Consider the following 19,508-nt stretch of genomic DNA (forward strand, 5'->3'; position numbering starts at 1 on the left):
AGATCCGGCCGGCGGAACCCCGCCGGCCGGATCTCTTTTGTGCGTGATATCAGTGGGCGCCGGCACCGGCGGGCACCGAAGCGGTGAGCCGCACCGGCAGGGCCCGGTGACCGTTCATGATGAACGTCGGCAGCGGCTGGAGGTCCTCCTTCGCCACCGCGAGGCTCAGGTCGGGGAACCGCTCGAACAGCGTGGACAGGCCGGTCGCCGCCACCGCTCGGGCGATGCCCACGCCGAGGCAGTAGTGCGGGCCGTGGCCGAAGGACAGGTGCTCCTTGTCGGCGCGGGTGATGTCGAAGCGCCCGGCGTCGTCGCCGTGCAGCGCCGGGTCCCGTCCCACGGAGCTGTAGTTGACGAGGATCGGGTCGCCCTGCGGAATGGTGACGCCGTCGAGGTGGATGTCGGTGACGGCGTAGCGGAGCGGCAGGTGCGCGAGGGGCGACTCCACCCGCAGGGTCTCGTCGATCACGTCGTCCCAGGTGGCCCCCCCGGACCTGACGAGGTTGAGCTGGTCAGGGTTGCTGAGCAGCGCGGTGATGGCGTTGTCGAAGAAGTTGATTGTGGTCTCGGACCCCGCGCCGAGGATGGCGAAGATCGTGTCGGTCAGCTCGACCTCCGACAGGCGCGAGCCGTCCTCGTCCCGCGCGGCCACCAGGTCGCTGGTGATGTCCTCGCCCGGAGCGCGGCGCTTCTCGGCGATGAGCTCCTCCATGGCGCCTCGCCAGCCGGCCAGGATGGACTGGGCCTGCGCGGGAGTGACGGTGGTGTCCACCATCATGTCGATGACCTTGGCCGTCTCGACCCGGGCCTCCTCCGACATCCCGATCAGGTCCGCCACCAGGCGGGCCGGCAGCGGGTAGGCGAACCGCTGCCGCAGGTCCACGACCTCACCCGGAGGAGTGGCGGCCAGCGCGTCGAGGAGCTCGTTGGTGAGCTCGACGATGCGCGGCCGGATCGCCTCGGTACGGCGCGGCGTGAACGCCTTCCCGACCAGCCTCCGCAGGCGGACGTGGTCCTTGCCGTACGCCGTGACCATGTTGTCCATGGCGATCCAGCTGATCATCTCCCAGTCCGCCGGGATCTCGCCGTTGAGAAAGGCCGGCCAGTGGTTGCGAGCGCTCTTGGTGACGTTGGGGTCGGTGAGTAGCTTCTTGATCACGTCATGGGAGTTGATGGACCACGCGACGACGCCTCCGGGGAGTTCTACCTGGGTCGCCGGGCCAAGCGACCGCAGGTGGTCCGTCTCGGCGTGGATGTTCTTACCGGTGGTGTCGAGGACGGGGCAGCGTTTTTCCATGGGGGATCTCCAGTTCGTTGGTAGAGCCGGTCGATGAGGGGCCGCGCCAGTGACCTGACGCGGCCTGTCACGTGATCCGCCGCCTAGCGCCCTCGCCCGTGAGGGACACCTCTTGTCGAGTTTCCTCGGTTCGGCCCTAGGCAGTTACGGGCGCGGAGGGACCGGCCTCGGCCTCGGACGCTGAGGCGCCGTCCGCTTCCCCGCCCTCCCCGGTCTGGGCCTGCCCCGAAGGCGGCACGTGCTTGAGCGCGATCACCGTCACCACGGCCAGCACCACGGCGAGCGCGGCGCTGACAGCGGTGGCGGAGTTCACGGCGTGGGTGTACGCCTCGCGGGCGGCGTTGAGCAGGTCGGCTCCGAGCTGACCGCCCACCCGCCCGGCTCCGACGACCGCGCCGGCGATTCCCTCGCGAGTGGCGTTGGCCGCCGCGGCCGGGACGCCCGCCGGGATCGTGCTCGCGATCTGGCTGGTATAGACGGCGGTGCCCACACTGCCCAGCGCGGCCACGCCGAACGCGATGCCGAACTCGCCGCCGGTCTCGGAGATCGACGACGCCGCTCCGGCCTTCTCGGGCGGGACGGATCCCAGAACCAGGCCGGTGCCCAGCGACCCCATCGGGCCGGCGCCGACGGCGCCGATGACGAGACCCGTCACCACGAGACCCAGCCCGGAGGAGCTGTCCACCTGGCTCAGCACCGTGTACCCGATCGCCGTGATCACCAGGCCGGCCGCGATGACGTAGGCGGGACGCACCTTCTGGGCGATGCCAGGGGCCATCATGACGCTGATGATGGTCACGAGGGTCATGGGCAGCGTCCAGAGCCCGGCGGCCAGCGGCGACAGGCCCTTGACCATCTGAAGGAAGATGCTGACCAGGAAGAAGCTCCCGCTCACGATGCCGCCCGAGATCATGATCACCAGGGCGGAGCTGAACGTGCGGTTGCCGAACAGGCGCAGGTCGAGAAGCGGGGTGGCCAGCGCGCGCTGCCTGCGTACGAAGATCACGCCGAACACGATGCCCACCAGGACGGCCGCGGCGAACTGCGGCGCCCAGCCGTTCCTCGCCAGTTCCTTGAGGCCGTAGATGAAGGGCAGGATGGCGAGCAGGGACAGCACGACGCTGAGCAGGTCCACGCGGCCCCCGTCGGGGTCGCGATATTCGGGCAGCAGCGCCGGACCCGCCACGAGCAGCAACGCCATGACCGGCAGCGCGAGCAGGAAGACCGAGCCCCACCAGAAGCTGCCGAGCAGCAGTCCGCCGACGAGCGGGCCGAGGGCGATACCGCCCATGAAGCAGCTCATCCAGACGGCGATGGCCATGCCCATCTGCTTGGGGTCCTTGAACATGTTGCCGAGCAGCGCCATGGTCGAGGGCATCTGCGTGGCGCCGGCGATGCCGAGCAGCGCACGGGCGACGATGAGCATCTCGGCGCTGGTGGAGAAGGCGGCCAGCGTCGACGCGGCCGCGAACGCGGCCGCACCTATGAGGAGCAGTTTGCGGCGGCCGATCCGGTCACCCAGGGTGCCCATCGTCACCAGGAATCCGGCGATGAGGAACCCGTAGATGTCGGTGATCCAGAGTTGCTGAGTGCCCGTGGCGCCCAGGTCGGCGCTCAGGTGTGGCAGGGCCAGGTACAGGACGCTCATGTCGAGCGCCAGGAGCAGCGTGGGCAGGGCGAGCACGGCCAGGCCCAGCCACTCCCTTCGACCAGCCCGCACACCGGACCCGGCGTCGGTGTTCGTGTCCATCGGAATCCTTCCGTCGGCGTTGTCTCGCAGTGATTTCACGAAGCCATGTGCGCACCGACCATTTTTCTGGTCGGTGACACCGACCATTTTCCCCGTCGGTGCATGGCTAAGCTTCCGCGAGAGTGCGCTCTTTTCCGGGCACGTTCAAGAGCGGACGTGGCCGGATCCGCCATCGGGCGCGGGCCCGGCCACTCGAATCAACCGGCGGGCGTGGACTCCGGCTGAGCACCCGCGGGGCGGGTAACAGGCTTTCTGGCCCTGCTCCAGTGGCGCATCGCGGGCATCTCGACGAGCTTGAAGAGGATCCAGCCGAAGACAATGTTGACGAGGATCTCCCCGATGATGAGCAGCGTGCCGCCCACGACGCCGTACTCCGCGTTACCCAGCACCTTGGGACGCAGCCAGAACAGCACGAACGACTGGGTCAGGTAGAAGGCGAAGGAGATGTTCCCGAGCCACACCATCGGCTTGGCGCCCATGACGGTGCGAACACCGCGGAGGTTGGCCGTGGCGTAGGTGCCGAGCAGCAGGCCGAACGGGATCGCTGTGACGAGCGTCTGGTTGAACGGCTCGGGAATGTAGAGGATCGCGGCGTACGCGATCAGGAAGAGGAGCACGACGGGAGTGTTGGGGATCCGCGGCCACCGGCCGCTGATCACGATGCGCGCGACGATCATGCCGAAGACGAACTCGACCAGGCGCACCGGCGGGAACATGTAGCTGAACCAGAACTGCGGCAGCGACTGCGACTCCCCGGGGAACATGGGAACGTCGCTGATGAAGGTGATGGTGACGAGGCAGAGGGCGGCCATGCCGACGACCATGACGCCCAGCCACAGCCACAGCCTGCTCTCGGAAATCTTTCTGACCGGGATGATCAGCAGGGGGAACAGCAGGTAGAAGAACATTTCCGGGCCCAGCGACCAGGCCGGCATGTTGGCCCCTCCCCACAACGCGACGTTCGGGGAGAAGGCGTTGATCAGGAAGAGGTTCGGCAGGCCCCAGTACGGCGTGTACACACCGGCGAACAGGATCATCGCGAGTGCCCAGGTCACGGCGTGGTTGGGCATGATCTTCACGACGCGGCGGCGCCAGTACGCCGTGACCCGCTCGCCGGGACGAGCCGACCACGTGATGATGAACCCGCTGAGAATGAAGAAGAAGGAGAGCGCGATCGGCCCGCCTGGGTTGAAGAACCACATCATCTTCTCCGTGACGGCCCAGTCGCTGTAGGGCTTCGCCGGATTCTGGTTCCCCATAGTCGCGGGGTACAGAGCATGGCATATGACGACCAGCGCCGCGGCGATGGCACGCATCCCGGTCAACGCTGGCAGATCGGGGCGACGCTCACCGAGAGCGTCGATACGGCTGGATGACGATGCCACAGACACAGCGGGGGCCTTCCTTTCTCTCGCATTGCCCTGGCCGGTGACGCGCGGAACCCGGGGGGATCACTGAAATGACATGGCCAGGCGACACCATGATTTGCGCCCGCCGCGTGCCCGTGCATCTCCCCGCGTGCTGACATGCGGCGCGCGTCGCGGAACGCCCTCAGACGATGCGCACGTCGGGCACATAGAGGATCCACCGCCCGCCACGCTCGGAGAACGAACGCTCCTTGGCCATGATCTCCTCGGCGTGATTCCAGGCGAAGAGCAGGGCGTAGTCCGGATAGTCGTCGGAAAATGCCGCCGGCGGCTTGACCGGAATATGCGAGCCGGCGATCAGGCGGCCCTGTTTGGACGGCGTTGAATCGCAGATGAAAGGAACCAGATCGGGGCCGATTCCGCAGTAATTGGTGACCGTCGTGGTCTTCGCGGGCGCGCCGTATCCGGCGATCCGCATGCCCTTCCCGTGCAGATCCCGAAGCAGGCCGATGAGGTCGTCGCGAATTCGTCGCGCCCGCCCGGCGAACTCCTCCAGCGTCGCGTGCTCGCCGAGCCGCTGGGAGTCCTCCCGGGCCAGCAGGTCGCCCACCCCGCGTGAGACCGGGCGTGCGCCCGGCTGAGCCAGGGTGTAGCGCATCGAGCCGCCATGGATCGGGTCGGGTTCGGCGTCGACGAGTTCGAGCCCGAAACGCTCCGCCGCGGCCTGTATCGCTCTGACGGAGAACACGAACGAGTGCTCGTCGTAGAGAAGGTCGAACGCGGTCTGCTCGACGACATCGCCCAGATAAGGCTCTTCAAAGACGAATATTCCGGTGGGCGCCAGCAAGCGTTTGACGCCCCGGAGCACAGACGCGAGATGAGAGATGTGCGCGATCACGTTGGCCCCGAACATGACGTCCGCCGGCCCGTGCTCGGCGAGGATCCGCGGCGCCGTCGACTCGTCGAAGAACTCGGGGAGCACCCGGACACCCTTGGCCTTGGACATCTCGGCCACTTCCCGGGAGGGCTCGATGCCCAGGTGACGCACCCCGGCCTGCGCGATCTTCGAGAGCATGACCCCGTCGTTGCTCCCGATCTCGACGATGAACGGGTCCGGGCCGGTCAGCTCGGTGTCGAGAAAATGCTGGGCGATGCCCTCGAAGTGCCCGCGGTGAACGGCCGATCCGGAGGCGTGGTACGGATATGCGTCGTGATATCTGATCTCCTGCGGAATGTCATCCAACAGCTGCACCATGGTGCATGAGTCGCACATTCCGACGACCAGCCGGTAGAAGAACTCGTCCGCGACGTCCCCCGGTCGCGGAAAAGCGTTACCGCGAGGCTGCGGCCCCAGGTCGATTGAGCCCTTTACTATGCCGCCGCAAATTCGACAGGTGCTGTCCATGAAACGACATTAACATCCCAGTTTCACGGAACCATTATCGGCGATTGCGATACACGGGATACGGAGTTAATCACGTCACCAGCCGGATCTAATGGTTTCCGCAATGTGCGCCCGGTCCTCGTCGGACAGCCACCAGCCGACCGGAATGGATGCGGCGGGCCTGCGGCAGGGGCCGATGACACCGGCCCCCGCCTGATGAGGGGTCACACCAGATCCGGGTCCTTCGGATCGGTGGCCGTGCGGTCGGTGATCGGAAGGCCGGTGCCGGTGGGCGCCGCACCCACCGGCTCGCGGACCGGGTGGCGGCGTGTACGCCGACCCGCGGGGCCGGCTCAGGTAGCGCATCGCGGACTGCTCCACGATTGAACAGCAGCCAGCCGCCGACGATGTTCGCGGCGGTGAGGGCGACGATGAGCGCGACGCCGTACTCGTCATCGCCCAGCACCTCCGGGCGCAGCCAGAAGAGCACGACGGCCTGCGTCGTGAAGAAGCCGAACGAGATAGTTCCCGAGCCACACCATCGGCCTGCTGCCCAGCACGGTGCGCTCGCCCCGGACGTTGGCCGCGGCGAAGGTGCCGATGGCCAGCCCGAAGGGGATCGCGGTGATCAGCGACATGTTGTACGGCGAGGGCAGTTCGAGCGTCCCGTAGTACGCGAGCGCCAGCAGGAGCACGATTACGATGCGGCGGCGCAGATAGCCCGTCGTCCGCATGCCGGGGCGGGCCGCCCAGGTGATGTCAATCACACGCGGCGTGCCGCCGCACGACGGCATGCGGCGGCACGGTGGCACGGCGTGGCGGCCCGGCGGCGGGATGCCGTGGCTCGACGGCGGCGGGCGGCGGGCCGGGACGTCTCACACGATGTGCACGTCGGGCACGTAGAGGATCCAGCGTCCGCCCCGTTCGCGGAACGCCTGCTCCTTCGCCATGATCTCCTCGGCGTGGTTCCACGCGAACAGCACCGCGTAGTCGGGGTAGTCCGCGGAGAACGCCCCGGGCTCCAGCACCGGAATGTGCGAGCCCGCGACCAGCCGTCCCTGCTTGGACGGGGTCGAGTCGACCACGAACGGGATCAGTTCGGTCCCGATGCCGCAGTAGTTCGTCACCGTCGTGACCTTGGCGGGCGCGCCGTAGCCGACCACCCGCTTGCCCTGCGCGTGGAGGTCGCCCAGCAGCCCGGTGAGGTCCTCCCGGATCTTCCGGACCGCGGCGGCGAACTTCTCGATCGTGCCGTGCTCCGCCAGCCGCTGCTCGCGTTCCCGGGCCAGGAACTCCGCCACCGCGGGAGCCGGGGCGCGCCGGGACGGCCGCGCGATCGTGTAGCGCATCGTGCCGCCGTGCAGCGGCACGGGCTCGGCGTTGACGAGCTCGAACCCGGCGAGTTCCGCCATGGCCTTGATCGACCGCACCGAGAAGATGTGGACGTGCTCGTCGTAGATCATGTCGAAGGCGTTCTGCGCGATGACCGACCCTAGGTAGGGCTCCTCGAAGACGAACACCCCGTCGGGCGTCAGGAGCGTGTCGATGCCCTGGAGCAGCCGCGGGAGATAGACGATGTGGGCGATGCAGTTGGCCCCGAACACCATGTCCGCGGGGCCGTGCTCCGCGCGGATGGCGGCCGCGGTGTTCTCGTCGAAGAACTCGCCGAGCACCCGGATCCCCCGCCCCCGCGCGATGTCGGCGACCTCCCGGCACGGCTCGACGCCCAGGTGCCGGACGCCGGCCTGGGCGATCGTGGCGAGCATGACGCCGTCATTGCTGCCGATCTCGACGATGAACGCGTCCGGTCCGGTCAGCTCGGTCTCCAGGAAACGGCGGGCGTTCCCCTCGAAATGCGCGCGGTGCACCGCAGAACCCGACGCGTGATACGGATATTCGTCGCGGTATTTCGCCTCTTGGGGAACATCGTCGAGCAGCTGGAACATCGTGCAGGAGTCGCAGGTCCCCGCGCTGAGCGGGAAAGACTTCTCGTGCTCGATCTCATGAGGCAACGGAAAACCGTTACCCGACGGCTGCCGCCCCAGATTGACGGTTTCCTTCACCGTGCCGCCGCAAATCCTACAGCGTCCATTCGACATGAGCCGAGGCTAGCCGCGGGCCCTCGCAGGGAACATCTCGAAGATTGCGCAGTTCCGCGGCGCCGCTGCGCAATCGGGAAGGTGCCCGGCGAACGCGGCGGATGTGAGACTCGCCGGGTGATCGAATCCACTGCGGAGGCGCTGATGACCACGGACATGTCGGCCATTGCCACCCGGGACGCCGAGGGCGCCCGGAAGGCCAACGTCTACAGCGCCGAGGTGAGCGAGGTCTACGACGCCGTCTACCAGGGGCGGGGCAAGAACTACGCGCACGAGTCCGCCGTCGTCACCGAGCTGGTGCGCGCCCGCCGCCCCGGGGCGGCCTCGCTGCTGGACGTGGCCTGCGGGACGGGGGAGCACCTGCGGACGTTCCGGCTCATGTTCGACGAGGTCGAGGGCGTCGAGCTGTCCCCGACGATGCGCGCGGCGGCCAGGGGGAAGGTACCCGGCGTGGCGATCCACGACGGGGACATCCGGCGGTTCGACACCGGCCGGACCTATGACGCGGTGTGCAGCCTCTTCGGCACGGTCGGCTACATGACCGACACGGCGGAGCTGGAGGCGGCGGTGGGCCGCATGGCCGCTCATCTGCCGACCGGCGGGGTGCTGATCGTCGAGCCGTGGTACTTCCCCGCCAGGTTCATCGACGGCCACATCGCCGGCGACTTCGTACGCGGCGCGGACCGTACGGTGGCGCGGGTGGCGCGGACGGCGCGGACCACGGGCTCCACCGTCTGGCAGGAGTCGCACTGGTCCGTGGCGGACGCGACGGGCGTACGCCACTTCGACCAGGTCCAGATCTTCACCCTGTTCGAGCCCGCCGACTACACGGCCGCGTTCCAGCGCGCGGGCTGCGACGCCGAGTACATCGAGAGCGGGGACATCGGGGACGGCCGTGGGCTCTTCATCGGCGTCCGGCACTGAACGGACCGGACGGAGCGCGCCGCCGATGATACCCCTGCTCAAGGCCGCGATCGGGCCGAACACCCTGGACCGGATCGCCGACGTGCTGCGCACCGGCATGATCGGGCACGGGCCGGTGGTCGAGGAGTTCGAGGCGGCGCTGGGCGCGCGCGTCGGGAACCCGTACGTGGCCACGGTCAACAACGGCACCTCGGGCCTGCATCTCGCGCTCCGGCTGGCGGGCGCGTCCGGCACCGGCGACGGACGGGAGGCCGGACGGGAGGCCGGACGGGAGGCCGGACTGGACGCCGCCCGGGACGAGGTGCTGAGCACGCCGCTGACCTTCGAGGCCACCAACTGGGCCGTGCTGGCCAACGGGCTGCGCCTGCGCTGGGTCGACGTGGACCCGGCCACGCTCAACCTCGACCTCGACGATCTCGCGAAGAAGATCTCACCGGCCACCCGCGCCATCGTCATCGTCCACTGGGCCGGGTATCCGGTGGACCTGGACCGGCTGCGGGAGATCCTCGACGCGGCCGAGGCCGCGCACGGCTACCGGCCGGTGGTCGTCGAGGACTGCGCCCACGCCTGGGGGAGCACCCTTCGCGGCCGTCCGGTGGGCGGTGACGGCGAGAACATCTGCGTGTTCAGCTTCCACGCGACCAAGCACCTCGGCACCGGCTGCGGGGGCATGCTCACCCTGCCCGACGAGCGGTCGTACGAGCGCGCCCGCAGGCTCCGCTTCTTCGGCATCGACCGGCGGGCCGACCGGGTCAACGGCGACTACGACGTGCCCGAGTGGGGCTACAACTTCTACATGGACCAGATCAGCGCCTCCATCGGGCTGGCGAACCTGGAGACGGTCGACGAGCGGGTGGAACAGCACCGCCGGAACGCCGCGTTCTACGACGCGGAGCTGGCCGGCGTACCGGGACTGGAACTGACCGCGCGGGAGCCGGACCGGGAGTCGTCCTGCTGGCTGTACCCGGTCAAGGCCGAGGACCGGCCCTCGTTCATGCGGAAGATGAACGACGCGGGGATCATGGTGAGCATGCTGGTCCGGCGCAACGACACGCACGGCGCCGTGCGGGACGTCGCGAATCCGGCGCTGCCCGGCCTGGACGCCGTGCACGACCGCATGGTCCACATCCCCGTCGGCTGGTGGCTTTCCGAGGCCGACCGCGCGCATATAGCGGACACGATCAAATCCGGCTGGTAATTCCCTTCTCTTTGCGTGCGCACTCCGCGAGTGTTATTACAAAGCGTAAGCGAGGATGGTGTCACCCTTGTCACGTGGTCACGCACGAGCTGGAAAACGAGGCCGGGCGGGGCCGTACCGGACCCCATCCGCGCGGCGGCCGACGGGATCGCGGTGTTCGGTCCCGGCTCGGCGGGCGAGGGCTGGGCACTGGAGGAGTGCGCAGCGCTGATGCGCGCCTCCGCCGAGCGGGGCCTGCGGTTCATCCCGGTGTCGTACGGCGGCGCGTCCGTCTCCGGGTTCGCCGCGAACTGGACCTGGCGCGACTTCGGTAAACCGGAGAAGAACACAGAGCCGGAGGAACTGGCCCGGTTGCGGGCGGAGAACAAGAAGCTCAAGGCCGAAGCGGCCAGGCTGGAAGCCAGGAACGAAAGGCTCAGCGGCGAGCTTGGGAAGATCAAACCGCACTGGATATCGCGGGAAAGCATTCGCGCTGCTGGACGACATCTCACGCAGCGCGGACTCCGGCGAGCGCTCCTCCCGGACGAGGTCGGACCCGATGTGCCCGTCGATGAAGTTCTCTCGCCGGTACCACGGCTCGACGATCAGTACGCCGCCGGGAGCCACGTGCCGGCCATGCTCGCCACGCGGCGTCCAGCTCGGCCGTCGTGGCCATGTACCCGACCCTGGCCCTAACGCCTGATTTCACGCGGTCGCGGTCACACGGTGAAAGAGGACAGGTCCTCCCTGTCCGCTTTCACCGTGTCAGTTCTCGGTGTTACTTGACCGTCTTGAGGTAGTCGTCGAGAGCGGCGAAGAAGTAGCCCCAGCCCTCCTCGGCCCGGGGAACCTCCTCCTCGGGGAGGTTGCCCTTCTGCACGAAGGTCATCTTGGTCCCGCCGTCGGCGTCCGCAAAGGTCACGGTCACCACCTCGGGCTCGTTCTCCTGCCCCGGGTGGGGCTCCCGGCCGCTCTGGTCGACCAGGGTGTAGGAGAGTCGCTCGTTCGGCACGACCTCCTGATAGACGCCCACGAACGGGACCTGGGTCTGCTCGTCGACGACGATGGTCGCGCGCCACTCGCCGCCCGGCCGGACGTCCAAGGAGATCGTGTCCAGCGGCGCACCCCACCAGTGCGTGAAGTGCTTGGGCTCGGTCCACGCCGCGTACACCAGCTCACGGGGGGCGTCGAAGATTCGAGTGAGCTCGATCGTCGAAGTCATCGTTTTGTCCTTTCTTGGGCTTGAAGAGCATGGCTTGTCACAAATGTGAAGCCATCTCGCGGATTCACCCGTCAATCCGCGTGACGGGAATCAGCACGAGCTTATGGGCCCAGCGAGGAGCCTGTCTCCGATTCTCCCGGCCCAATAAGGGCCGTGTCTTATTCAGAAATGCTCACTGTCCGCAGCGCCCGCCCCGGAGAACCGCAGGTGAAAGCAACCCGGGAGATGCGTCCGAAGAGCACGGATGTGACGCTGACGGCATGCCGAATTCGACGACGAGACCGTGAGGACCGCGTAGCAATGGGAGTCGCCACAAGAATTCCCGAGCACCGCTTTACGTCCCCGCCCGAGCCCGGCCTCACGCCCGACGAGATGGTCGCGAGGGCCGAGGCGATCGCGCCGACTCTGGTCGAACTCCAGGCCGAGACCGAAGAGCGCACCTTCTACGGCGAGGACGTCCACGAGCAGTTCGCGAGGGCCGGCTTCTACCGGATCCTGGTTCCCCGTCGCTACGGCGGCTACGAGTTCGGGATCGACACCTTCATGCGCGTGACCATGACGCTCACCCGGGGCTGCCCCTCGACCGGCTGGATGTACTGCCTGGGCGCCGCCCACGCGCTCGCCGTCGCCACGCTGTTCGACGAGCGGACGCAGGACGAGGTCTTCGGCTCCGGCGGCGACTTCATCTGCCCGGCGACGGTCGTCCCCAGCGGCACCGCCGAGCGCACGGAGGACGGGGGCTGGGTGCTCAACGGGACCTGGGGCTACTGCTCCGGCTCGCCGTACGCCACGCACTTCGTCGGCCACACGCTCGTCTCGCCCGAGGACGGCGGCCCGCCCGAGCCGATGATGTTCATCGCCCCCCGCAGCGAGTGGACCCGGCTGGACGACTGGGGGAAGGCGCTGGGCCTCAAGGGCAGCGGATCGCACAGCATCAAGATCGAAAACGGCCGCATCCCGGATCATTTCGTCATCCGTACGCACATGAGCCAGGTCAGCGTCCGGGAGGGGACGCCGGGCCGCACGCTGCACGGCAACCCGCTCTACGGCGGGGGGCAACTCAGCTTCATGGTGCTGGAGGACGCCGTCCTCGCCGTGGGCATGGCGCAGGGCGCGCTCGACGCCTACGAGGACATCATGCGCACGCGGATGACCCCGTTCCCTCCGATCGTGCCGCGCATCGAGGACCCCGACTACCAGTTCCTGTACGGCCAGGCCGCGGGAATGATCGCCATGGCCGAGGCCGCGACGGTGGACGCCATCAGGCAGTGGCGCGAGACCACCGACCGAGGCCCGGCCGCGGTGACCCAGGAGCAGGAGATGCGGCTCGCCGCGATCTGCAGCGAGGTCGTCCAGGTGTGCTGGCGCGCGGTGAAGGAGCACCTGTTCCCGACCGCCGGTTCGAGTGCGGTACGGCACGGCGAGCGCATCGAGCGCGTATGGCGGGACATGTCGATGTTCGCCACCCATGCCGGAGTCTCGACCTTCCTCGCCACCATCGCCAAGCGCGAACTGGCCCGAGCCCGGTTCGGCGTCGAGTAGGGCGCGGACCCCCGACCGTTCAGAAGGGAGAAGTCCGATGACGGAACTTCGGGACACCCCGCTCACCAGGGACACGACGACCGAGCCCGCCGGCGACGCCGCGCCGCGCAAGACACGGCCGATGACCGGCGCGGAGTACATCGACAGCCTGCGCGACGACCGCGAGATCTACCTGTACGGCGACCGCGTCAAGGACGTCACCACGCATCCCGCCTTCCACAACCCGGTCCGGATGACCGCGCGGCTGTACGACGCGTTGCACGACCCGGACAAGCGTGACGTCCTCATCGCGCCGACCGACACCGGAAGCGACGGGTACACCCACAGCTTCTTCACCACGCCGCACAGCGCCGAGGATCTGGTCGCCAACCAGCGGGCCATCGCGGCGTGGTCTCGGATGAGCTACGGATGGATGGGCCGCAGCCCCGACTACAAGGGGTCGTTCCTCGGCACGCTGGGCGCCAACGCCGAGTTCTACGAGCCGTTCGACGACAACGCCCGCCGCTGGTACAAGGAGTCCCAGGAGAAGGTCCTCTACTGGAACCACGCGATCGTGCACCCGCCCGTGGACCGCAACCGGCCGCCGGACGAGGTCGCCGACGTCTTCGTCCACGTGGAGAAGGAGACCGACGCCGGCCTGGTCGTGAGCGGCGCCAAGGTCGTCGCGACCGGCTCCGCGCTCACCCACTACAACTTCATCGCGCATTACGGCCTGCCGATCAAGGACAAGAAGTTCGCGCTGGTCGCGACCGTGCCGATGGGCGCTCCCGGCCTGAAGCTGATCTGCCGCCCGTCCTACAGCGCCACGGCCGCGGTCATGGGCAGCCCGTTCGACTACCCGCTCTCCTCGCGGCTGGACGAGAACGACACGATCCTCATCCTGGACAAGGTCCTCATCCCCTGGGAAAACGTGTTCATCTACGGCCACCTCGGGAAGGTCCAGCTCTTCACCGGGCGATCCGGCTTCCCCGAGCGCTTCACCTTCCACGGGTGCACCCGCCTGGCGGTGAAGCTGGAGTTCATCGCCGGTCTGCTGGCCAAGGCCGTGGAGATCACGGGCACCAAGGACTTCCGCGGCGTGCAGAGCCGGATCGGCGAGGTGCTGGCCTGGCGGAACCTGTTCTGGGCCCTGTCCGACGCGGCCGCGCGCAACCCCGTCCCGTGGGTCAACGGCGCGGTGCTCCCCAACCCGCAGTACGGCCTGGCCTACCGGTGGTTCATGCAGATCGGCTATCCCCGGGTCAAGGAGATCGTGCAGCAGGACATCGCCAGCGGCCTGATCTACGTCAACTCCAGCGCCGAGGACTTCAAGAACCCCGACGTCCGGCCGTACCTCGACAAGTACCTCCGCGGCTCGAACGGCGTCGAGGCCGTGGACCGGATCAAGGTCATGAAGCTGCTGTGGGACGCCGTGGGGACCGAGTTCGGCGGGCGGCACGAGCTGTACGAGCGCAACTACGCGGGCAACCACGAAAACACGAGGGTCGAGCTCCTGTCCGCGCAGCTCGCCAACGGCCAGGTCGACGGCTACAAGGCGTTCGTCGACGAGTGCCTCGCGGAATATGACCTCGACGGGTGGACGGTCCCCGACCTGTCGTCATTCGAGGATCTGCGGCAGATCAGGACGGGCCTCTTCGACACCTGACCTCTCGTGTAACAAGGAGCGCCGCCAGAAGACCTTCTGGCGGCGCTTCGGTATTCCCCGGCCGGCATTGACTGCGCCTCGCATCCGTCCTATGGTTCATTAGTGAAGTAATGAACCAGTGGAGCAAGGTGCCATGTTCGACGACCGAAGCCCGATCTACCGGCAGATCGCCGACCGCATCAAGGCCGATGTGCTGAGCGGCGCGCTGACGGCGGACGAGCAGGTCATGTCCACCAATCAGTACGCCGCCTTCTACCGGATCAACCCCGCCACCGCGGCCAAGGCGTTCCAGCAGTTGGCCGACGAGGGCGTCCTGTACAAGAAGCGAGGTATCGGCATGTTCGTCAGCCCGGACGCCCGGGACGCGCTCAGAGCCGAGCGCAGGAAGAGCTTCTTCACCGACGTGGTCGACCCGATGGTCGCCGAGGCCAGGGCCGTCGGGATCCCGCTCAGCGACGTGATCCGGCGCATCACCGAGCTGGAGGGGAAATGAGGATCGAGGTCGACGATCTCGTGCTCCGCTATGGCGACGTCACCGCGCTCGACGGGATGACGCTCAGCCTCGATGGCGGGAAGATCTACGGACTGCTGGGCCGCAACGGATCCGGCAAGACGAGCCTGCTGTCGATCCTGGCCGGTTTCCGCAAGGAGTCGGCTGGCGGCGTGCGGATCGACGGGCAGCCGGTGTTCGAGAACGCGGGCCTCACCCGCCACATCAGCCTGATCCGCGACGCGGGCGAGACCATCGACATCGGCAGCGCCGGCGACGTGCTCTACTTCGCCGAGTGGCTGCGCCCGAACTGGGACGACCGGTTCGCCCGCTCCCTGATGGATACCTTCGGGATCACGCCGAAGATGAAGGTCAAGGCCATGTCCAAGGGACAGCGGTCCGCGATGGGCGCCGTCGTCGGCCTGGCCGGGCGGGCGCCGCTGACCATGTTCGACGAGACGTACCTCGGCATGGACCCGGTTGCCCGCCATGCCTTCTACGACGCTCTGCTGGCCGACTACATGGCTCACCCCCGCACGATCATCCTGTCGACCCACCTCATCGAGGAGGTCAGCTCGCTGTTCGAGGAGGTTGTGATCATCGACCGCGGGCGGCTGGTCGTGCACGAGGACACCGAGACGCTGCTGTCGAGAGGCACGTCGGTGACCGGGCCCGCCGCGCAGGTCGACACGTTCACCGCCGCACTCACCGCGGGCGCCGTGACCGACGGGCCAACCGGCGTGAACGGCCTCGCCGTGCTCGGCGCCAAGCAACTCGGCTCGACCAAGTCGGCGATGATCTACGGCGATCTCGACGACAGCCAGCGCAGGAAGGCCGTCGAGGCCGGGCTGGAGCTCGGCTCGATCGCCATGCAGGAGCTGTTCATCCACCTGACGGGAGAGGCCCGATGAGATTCCCCAGCCGCCTCCTCGGCGCCAACATGCTGCTCGCGCTGATGGTGTGGGCGGGGTACTTCCTGGTCGTCACCGCGATCACGGTCGGCATCGCGGTCTTCGGCACGCTCACCGGGAGCGTGTGGGAATCGGCCACCCAGCTCACACGGTGGTTCGCCTTGTTCATCGGGGTGGGCCTGGTCCGGGAGTTCCTGCCGTTGTACATCGCGCACGGGCAGACACGCCGCCAGTTCGGCGCGCAGGCGGCCGTCACCGTCACCCTGTTCGCGCCGTTCCTGTCCGCCCTCATCACGGCCGGCTACCTGCTGGAGAAGGTTTTGTACGGCCTGGCGGGCTGGCCGCACGTGCTGGGGCGGAGCCACCTGTTCACCGAGCCGGCGCAGGTGCCGCTCGTCTTCGCCGAGTACCTGATCGAGTTCCTCGTCTGGATCGTGGCGGGAGCCTTCATCGGCGCCGGTTTCTACCGCTGGGGCGGAGGAGGCCTGCTGACCATCCCCGTCGGCGTCGGCCTGGTCGTGCTGGCCAACGCCGCTGTCGGCACGGATCTGCGCCTGCCGTTCATCCGGAACATCGGCCTGGACCTGCCGCAGTCGCCGGCGATGACGGTCGGCGTCGCCCTCGGCATGTTCCTGCTCGGCCTGGCCCTGACCTGGGCCGTCATCCGGGACGTGCCCCTGCGCAACAAGCCGTCCTGAGCCTGTCCTACGAGGGCGGGCCCGGCCAGGCCGTAAGAGCGGGAATGCGTGCATGATCACGCGCAGGGGAAGGGGGTCTTCCCTTATACGGCTATGGTGCCCAGGCCGGCGGCGCGCTGGGTCTCCTCGTCCTCCAGGACGATGTACGGATCGTGCATCTCGTACCAGCCCAGGCCCGGAGGGCAGCGGTCGTAGCCGAGCAGCCGCCGGACCTCCTCGGGGTAGGCCAGCACCTTCTCCCTGGGCACCGCGAGGTACTGGTTCTCCTCCTGCCGGAGGTTGCCCAGGTCCAGGGCGATGGTCATGCCGGTGCGCGGCACGTCGGTGGCGTTGGCCCCGCCGCCGTGATAGACACCGCCCAGCCAGATGAGGCCGGACCCGGCCCGCATCACGGTCGGGATGGCCTCCTCGGACTGCGGGGCGCGCTCGTCGTCCCAGTGGTGGCTTCCGGGGATCACCAGTGTGCCGCCGTTCTCGGCGGTGAAGTCGCTCAGGGCCAGCATGAGCTGCACCCGGCTCGTCGTGCCGGGATGCGTGCGCAGGTGCAGCGCGTCGTCGCGGTGCAGCGGCTGCTTGCCCTGGCCACGGTGGATCTGGATCACCTGCGTGGTGCTGATCTGGATGGTGGGCGTCATCTCCTGCCGCGACCGCCCGATCCACATGGGTATCGGCTTCTGCATGATGGCCCTGGCCGCGCCCAGGTACAGGCGCTGGGTGACGACCGGCGTCAGGCGGGTCGTGCGGGCGAACAGCGAGGACACCCGCCTGGTCCGATGGCCGTCATACCAGCTGTCGCTGTAGGCGCAGGCGTCCAGGGCCGGGCCGAAGTCGGCCCACAGCCCGGCGAGGGTGGTCTCGTCGGCGAATTCCTCGACGATCACAGCCCCGTCGCGCTCCAAGATCTGGACGACCTCTTCGAGGTCGGCGTCCGGCTTCACTCTGGTCAGGCCCGCCATCCTGCGTCACCTCTCTCCGCGATCCATTCCTACGAACATTGCCCGCCTGCCGTACAGGCGCGTCTTAGCGCAGCTCGACGTCGCCGCGCGTCACGGCGTCCACGAACTGTCCCCGGGACAGCGCCGCCGCGACCAGTTCGATCTCGTCGGCCATGTAGCGGTCGTGCCGCAGCATCGGCGCCAGGGACCGCACCATGTCGTAGGTCGCCTTGCCGGCCGGGCTGAGCTTGTCGTACCTCCCGGACAGGTCCACCGCCTGCGCCGCGGCGAGGAACTCCACGGCGAGGATCCGGGTGTTGTTCTGCAGCACCCGGCGGGCGTTGCGCGCCGCGATCAGGCCCATGCTCACGACGTCCTGGTTGTCGCCGTTCGACGGGACGCTCTGGGTGCTGGCGGGGCCGATGGTCCGGTTCTCCGCGACGAGCGCGGTCGCCGGGTACTGCGCGCCGGCGAAACCGCTGTTGAGCCCCGGGTCGCCGGCGACGAGGAACTCCGGAAGGCCGTTGCTGAGATGCCGGTTGAGCAGCCGGTTCGTCCGCCGCTCCGAGAAGACGCCGAGCTGGGTGAGGGCGATGGTGAGGTAGTCCATCACGAAGGCGACCGGCTGGCCGTGGAAGTTCGCTCCGTGGAAGACCTCCTTGCCCTCGAAGACCAGCGGGTTGTCGTTGGAGGAGTTGAGCTCGATCTGAAGCGTGGCCGAGGCGTGGTAGACCGTGTCCCTGACGGCGCCCACGACCTGAGGGATCGCCCGCAGTGTGTACGCCTTCTGCATGTACACCTCGGTCCGCTGGACTCCGCTGTCCGAGGCCGAGCGGTCGCCGCTGAGCTCCTGCCGCAGCTGGACGTGCTCCACGGCCAGCTCGCTGCCGTGCAGCAGGGCGCGCATGTTGGCGGCGGAATCGATCTGCCCCTGGTGCGGGCGGGCCACGTCGTGCCCGTCGGCCACGAAGGGGCTGGTCGAGCTCTGAAGGACCTCGCAGATCAGGGCGGTGACGATCTCGGCCTGCCGGATCTGGTCCAGCGCCCGGCCCACGAGCAGGCAGCCGAGACCGGTCATCGCGGAGGTCCCGTTGATGAGCGAGAGCCCCTCCTTGAACCGCAGCTGCAGCGGCTCGATGCCGAGCTCCCGCAGGACCGGCCCGGTCTCGACGCGGCGGCCTTCACGCAGGACGTAGCCCTCGCCGATGATCGTGGACGCGACGTGCGCCAGCGGCGCCAGGTCGCCGCTGGCTCCAAGCGAGCCGATCTCGGGGATCGCGGGGGTGATCCCCAGGTTGAGGTAGAGCGCGAGGCGCTCCAGCAGCTCGGGCCGCACCGCGGAGTAGCCCTTGGACAGGGCGTTCAGCCGCGCCGCGACGATGGCCCGCGCCTCGTCCTCGGCGAAGAGCGGGCCGACTCCCGCGCTGTGGCTGCGGACCAGGTTGGTCTGCAGCTCGATCTCCTTGGCGGTGTCGACCAGCATGTAGATCATCTCGCCGTAACCGGTGGTCACGCCGTAGACAGGGATGCCCTGCCGGATGATGTCCTCGAACAACTCCCTGTTGGCCGCGGCCTTGGCCAGCGCGGAAGGAGCCACGCCGCACATGACCTGGTTCTCGGCGATCCGCCGTACGGCCCCGATGTCCAGGGTCTCGCCATCGAAATCGACTGACGTTGCGGTCTCGACCAGAGTCAAATCTCTCACCCGCCATAGGTTGGGTAACGGCATCAATACACAGCTCGCGAGTCGAAAGGCGAAATCCCGGCTGAATACCCCGGCACCACGCCGGCGTCATTACCGGCGGATGTGGCTGCGCATCACATATACGCGATCCTCACCACGACATCGTCACGTCCGGCCACGGTTCCAGGCATCTCCTAAGATGCTGCGTCGGATTCCCCCGTGAACTGCGCGGTATTTCCAGGCGTAGCCCCGGGCCCCGATATTCGGCCGGACCATTGCCGCCGTGTTTGATATCTCCGGGCCGCCCGCCGATTTCTTATTTCGCGCTCACTTGGCACCGGGCGGGCCGGGGGGATGGGAGACGAGCAGGCCGGCGTCCGGGA

The 19,508-nt window shown here is 68.1% G+C and carries 17 protein-coding genes; 8 read left to right on the plus strand and 9 right to left on the minus strand.

Annotated elements, in window-relative coordinates:
* Positions 1 to 49: 49 nt before the first annotated feature.
* The 6 genes from ABH927_RS21980 to ABH927_RS22005 all read right to left on the minus strand — a co-directional run bounded on the left by ABH927_RS21980 (position 50) and on the right by ABH927_RS22005 (position 7,897).
* Positions 50 to 1,297, minus strand: a complete 1,248-nt coding sequence (locus tag ABH927_RS21980; protein WP_370024139.1) for a cytochrome P450 — start codon at positions 1,295 to 1,297, stop codon at positions 50 to 52.
* Between the two features lie 136 nt (positions 1,298 to 1,433).
* Positions 1,434 to 3,047 (minus strand): MFS transporter, encoded by a 1,614-nt coding sequence (locus ABH927_RS21985; RefSeq protein WP_370024140.1) that lies wholly within the window; start codon positions 3,045 to 3,047, stop codon positions 1,434 to 1,436.
* A 197-nt stretch (positions 3,048 to 3,244) separates the two neighbouring features.
* Positions 3,245 to 4,363, minus strand: coding sequence for an acyltransferase family protein (locus tag ABH927_RS21990; RefSeq protein ID WP_370024141.1), 1,119 nt, complete (start codon positions 4,361 to 4,363; stop codon positions 3,245 to 3,247).
* A gap of 235 nt (positions 4,364 to 4,598) precedes the next feature.
* Entirely contained in the window at positions 4,599 to 5,819 is a 1,221-nt protein-coding gene (locus ABH927_RS21995; RefSeq protein ID WP_370024142.1) for a methyltransferase domain-containing protein, read from the minus strand.
* A gap of 431 nt (positions 5,820 to 6,250) precedes the next feature.
* Positions 6,251 to 6,565 carry a hypothetical protein gene (locus ABH927_RS22000; RefSeq protein ID WP_370024143.1) on the minus strand — a complete coding sequence of 105 codons (315 nt, stop codon included), beginning with the start codon at positions 6,563 to 6,565 and terminating at the stop codon, positions 6,251 to 6,253.
* A gap of 108 nt (positions 6,566 to 6,673) precedes the next feature.
* Positions 6,674 to 7,897, minus strand: coding sequence for a class I SAM-dependent methyltransferase (locus ABH927_RS22005; protein WP_370024144.1), 1,224 nt, complete (start codon positions 7,895 to 7,897; stop codon positions 6,674 to 6,676).
* Between the two features lie 117 nt (positions 7,898 to 8,014).
* Between ABH927_RS22005 and ABH927_RS22010 the strand changes: the two genes are divergently transcribed.
* Genes ABH927_RS22010 through ABH927_RS22020 form a run of 3 tightly spaced genes read left to right on the plus strand, consistent with a single transcriptional unit; the run spans position 8,015 to position 10,694 of the window.
* A complete protein-coding gene (locus ABH927_RS22010; RefSeq protein WP_370024145.1) occupies positions 8,015 to 8,821 on the plus strand; it encodes a trans-aconitate 2-methyltransferase in 807 nt (268 codons plus the stop codon).
* A 25-nt stretch (positions 8,822 to 8,846) separates the two neighbouring features.
* Positions 8,847 to 10,019 carry a DegT/DnrJ/EryC1/StrS family aminotransferase gene (locus ABH927_RS22015; RefSeq protein WP_370024146.1) on the plus strand — a complete coding sequence of 391 codons (1,173 nt, stop codon included), beginning with the start codon at positions 8,847 to 8,849 and terminating at the stop codon, positions 10,017 to 10,019.
* Between the two features lie 15 nt (positions 10,020 to 10,034).
* Positions 10,035 to 10,694: a hypothetical protein gene (locus tag ABH927_RS22020; protein ID WP_370024147.1), complete on the plus strand. Its 660-nt coding sequence runs from the start codon at positions 10,035 to 10,037 to the stop codon at positions 10,692 to 10,694.
* Between the two features lie 82 nt (positions 10,695 to 10,776).
* On the opposite strand, the gene ABH927_RS22025 is transcribed toward ABH927_RS22020, so the two are convergent.
* Positions 10,777 to 11,220 (minus strand): SRPBCC domain-containing protein, encoded by a 444-nt coding sequence (locus ABH927_RS22025; protein WP_370024148.1) that lies wholly within the window; start codon positions 11,218 to 11,220, stop codon positions 10,777 to 10,779.
* A gap of 300 nt (positions 11,221 to 11,520) precedes the next feature.
* Here ABH927_RS22025 and ABH927_RS22030 point away from each other — a divergent pair, with 300 nt between their 5' ends.
* The 5 genes from ABH927_RS22030 (at position 11,521) to ABH927_RS22050 (ending at position 16,506) form a co-directional block, all read left to right on the plus strand.
* Positions 11,521 to 12,762: an acyl-CoA dehydrogenase family protein gene (locus ABH927_RS22030; RefSeq protein ID WP_370024149.1), complete on the plus strand. Its 1,242-nt coding sequence runs from the start codon at positions 11,521 to 11,523 to the stop codon at positions 12,760 to 12,762.
* Positions 12,763 to 12,799: 37 nt separating this feature from the next.
* Positions 12,800 to 14,407, plus strand: coding sequence for a 4-hydroxyphenylacetate 3-hydroxylase family protein (locus ABH927_RS22035; protein WP_370024150.1), 1,608 nt, complete (start codon positions 12,800 to 12,802; stop codon positions 14,405 to 14,407).
* A 133-nt stretch (positions 14,408 to 14,540) separates the two neighbouring features.
* Entirely contained in the window at positions 14,541 to 14,900 is a 360-nt protein-coding gene (locus ABH927_RS22040) for a GntR family transcriptional regulator (RefSeq protein ID WP_370024151.1), read from the plus strand.
* Entirely contained in the window at positions 14,897 to 15,808 is a 912-nt protein-coding gene (locus tag ABH927_RS22045; RefSeq protein ID WP_370024152.1) for an ATP-binding cassette domain-containing protein, read from the plus strand. The genes ABH927_RS22040 and ABH927_RS22045 overlap by 4 nt, the downstream gene beginning before the upstream one ends.
* Positions 15,805 to 16,506 (plus strand): hypothetical protein, encoded by a 702-nt coding sequence (locus ABH927_RS22050; protein WP_370024153.1) that lies wholly within the window; start codon positions 15,805 to 15,807, stop codon positions 16,504 to 16,506. The genes ABH927_RS22045 and ABH927_RS22050 overlap by 4 nt, the downstream gene beginning before the upstream one ends.
* 83 nt (positions 16,507 to 16,589) lie before the next feature.
* Here the strand turns inward: ABH927_RS22050 and ABH927_RS22055 are convergent, their stop codons facing one another.
* Both ABH927_RS22055 and cmdF read right to left on the minus strand, forming a co-directional pair.
* Entirely contained in the window at positions 16,590 to 17,462 is an 873-nt protein-coding gene (locus ABH927_RS22055) for a phytanoyl-CoA dioxygenase family protein (protein WP_370024154.1), read from the minus strand.
* A gap of 64 nt (positions 17,463 to 17,526) precedes the next feature.
* Entirely contained in the window at positions 17,527 to 19,146 is a 1,620-nt protein-coding gene (gene cmdF, locus ABH927_RS22060) for a tyrosine 2,3-aminomutase (protein ID WP_370024155.1), read from the minus strand.
* Positions 19,147 to 19,508: the final 362 nt, after the last annotated feature.

The sequence above is a fragment of the Planotetraspora sp. GP83 genome (assembly GCF_041262585.1).
Lineage (GTDB): Bacteria > Actinomycetota > Actinomycetes > Streptosporangiales > Streptosporangiaceae > JAOEGB01.

What these genes read in the sequence shown, in the direction of transcription:
- ABH927_RS22045 (WP_370024152.1), top strand. Translation starts at nt 14,897, where the DNA reads ATGAGGATCGAGGTCGACGATCTCGTGCTCCGCTATGGCGACGTCACC.
- ABH927_RS21980 (WP_370024139.1), bottom strand. Translation starts at nt 1,297, where the DNA reads ATGGAAAAACGCTGCCCCGTCCTCGACACCACCGGTAAGAACATCCAC.
- ABH927_RS21995 (WP_370024142.1), bottom strand. Translation starts at nt 5,819, where the DNA reads ATGGACAGCACCTGTCGAATTTGCGGCGGCATAGTAAAGGGCTCAATC.
- ABH927_RS21985 (WP_370024140.1), bottom strand. Translation starts at nt 3,047, where the DNA reads ATGGACACGAACACCGACGCCGGGTCCGGTGTGCGGGCTGGTCGAAGG.
- ABH927_RS22005 (WP_370024144.1), bottom strand. Translation starts at nt 7,897, where the DNA reads ATGTCGAATGGACGCTGTAGGATTTGCGGCGGCACGGTGAAGGAAACC.
- ABH927_RS22035 (WP_370024150.1), top strand. Translation starts at nt 12,800, where the DNA reads ATGACGGAACTTCGGGACACCCCGCTCACCAGGGACACGACGACCGAG.
- ABH927_RS22030 (WP_370024149.1), top strand. Translation starts at nt 11,521, where the DNA reads ATGGGAGTCGCCACAAGAATTCCCGAGCACCGCTTTACGTCCCCGCCC.
- ABH927_RS22055 (WP_370024154.1), bottom strand. Translation starts at nt 17,462, where the DNA reads ATGGCGGGCCTGACCAGAGTGAAGCCGGACGCCGACCTCGAAGAGGTC.
- ABH927_RS22040 (WP_370024151.1), top strand. Translation starts at nt 14,541, where the DNA reads ATGTTCGACGACCGAAGCCCGATCTACCGGCAGATCGCCGACCGCATC.
- ABH927_RS22050 (WP_370024153.1), top strand. Translation starts at nt 15,805, where the DNA reads ATGAGATTCCCCAGCCGCCTCCTCGGCGCCAACATGCTGCTCGCGCTG.
- ABH927_RS21990 (WP_370024141.1), bottom strand. Translation starts at nt 4,363, where the DNA reads ATGCGTGCCATCGCCGCGGCGCTGGTCGTCATATGCCATGCTCTGTAC.
- ABH927_RS22025 (WP_370024148.1), bottom strand. Translation starts at nt 11,220, where the DNA reads ATGACTTCGACGATCGAGCTCACTCGAATCTTCGACGCCCCCCGTGAG.
- ABH927_RS22015 (WP_370024146.1), top strand. Translation starts at nt 8,847, where the DNA reads ATGATACCCCTGCTCAAGGCCGCGATCGGGCCGAACACCCTGGACCGG.